We start from the raw sequence: 1,583 nt of genomic DNA, 5'->3' as shown, positions 1-1,583 counted from the left end.
TTTTTTCTGGTTGACCTTTTTCTTTTAGGTCTTATTATAACGGTAGTCGGGGTAGAACGTCTGGCCCGTGGGACTAGATCCCGTCCGCAAAACTGTTCACCCCCTACTTGTATAAACATGTTTCGAGCTGGTTGGGACAAGGATCCCGTTTAACAAGCGAACCTATGACATTACAAGCAGCTTTAGGGGTTACCGACGAATTTAGTTTTCTTTAGGAGGAGATGTAATTATGAATCCAGTCGTTGGTCTGGATGTTTCAAAAGGAGAAAGTCAGGTTCAAGTCTTTTTAGATAAAGGCAAACCATATCGTAAGAGCTTTAGTATTAAACATACTCTTGATGGTTTAGGTAGTTTATTAGAATTTCTAAGGGAAATAGAGAAACTAGCTGATGGTAAGCAACCTTCGGTTATTTTAGAATCTACAGGTCAATATCATATGCCTGTCATTCAATTTTTGGAGGAGCAACAATACGTTTATATTATTGTAAACCCACTTATCTCTCATCGAGCTAGAAGTACAAATTTACGCAAAGTAAAGACCGATGCCATTGATGCCTATCAACTATGTGAACTGTATTACAAGGAAGAGTTAGAACCATATAAAAAAAGAGGCATACACCTCTTAAATCTTCGTAATCTCACTAGACAACAAGAAACAGTATCAAGCACAGCTGTACAAACAAAATTACAGCTACAATCAATCTTAGATCAAATATTTCCTGAATATAGAGGTGTCTTTGGGGATCTCTATTCAAAAATTTCGTTACAGATTCTATCAATCTTCCCAACCTCCAAAGAGGTTTTAAGTGTTAGCGAATCGGATCTTACTAATAAAATTGCAGAATTATGTACAACCCGTTCAGAAAAATGGGCAAAAGAAAAGGCAATTAAATTGAGAGAAGCTGCATTACGTAATCCATTTCAAAACAACTTGTACCAAAGCCATATCTTTAACCTAAGAATGTTTATTAACATTGTTCTTCAATATCAAGAGCATCTATCGAAGTTAGCAGCAGAAATAGATGCCCTCGCTAAAGAAATTGAAGAATATGAGATAATCCAGTCTATCCCTGGTGTTGGAGAAAAGATTGCGGCAACAATCATCTCTGAAATTGGAGAAATAGAACGGTTTAACCATCCTAAAAAGCTAGTAGCATTCGCCGGGATAGATCCTAGCGTTTACTCTTCTGGCCGGTTTACTGCTTCCATCAATCGCATAACCAAAAGAGGTTCTAGCAGGTTAAGACAAGCGTTGTTTATGGCTGTACAATGCGGTATAAGAGATGCACGTAAGCAAAAAACAAGTGAAGAAATAATCCCTAGAAATAAGAAATTAAGAGAGTTCTACAATAAAAAACGCGAAGAAGGGAAGCCTTTTAGAGTAGCCATAATTGCATGTGCTAATAAGCTTTTACATTGGATATATGCCCTACTAAAAAGAAAAGAAGCCTTCCAAAATGCGGTTTAAAAATCACATTTAAGTACATTGAGAAAAACCTTCCAATTTTAAAGAGGAAGGCTTATTTGCTGTACCCTTTTTTAGTATATCATGCGAGTTTTAATTTTTTTATTGAAAAATCTTG

The 1,583-nt window shown here is 36.3% G+C and carries 1 protein-coding gene; it reads left to right on the top strand.

Annotated features, from left to right (window positions below; genetic code table 11):
• Window positions 1-229: 229 nt before the first annotated feature.
• Window positions 230-1,468 (top strand): IS110 family RNA-guided transposase, encoded by a 1,239-nt coding sequence (locus ACEVFT_RS04945; protein ID WP_393948484.1) that lies wholly within the window; start codon window positions 230-232, stop codon window positions 1,466-1,468.
• Window positions 1,469-1,583: the final 115 nt, after the last annotated feature.

This window comes from Lysinibacillus sp. PWR01 (genome assembly GCF_043359455.1).
GTDB lineage: Bacteria > Bacillota > Bacilli > Bacillales_A > Planococcaceae > Lysinibacillus > Lysinibacillus fusiformis_F.
The sequence above is the reverse complement of the archived record's forward strand: the minus strand, read 5'-3'. Positions and strand labels throughout refer to the sequence as shown.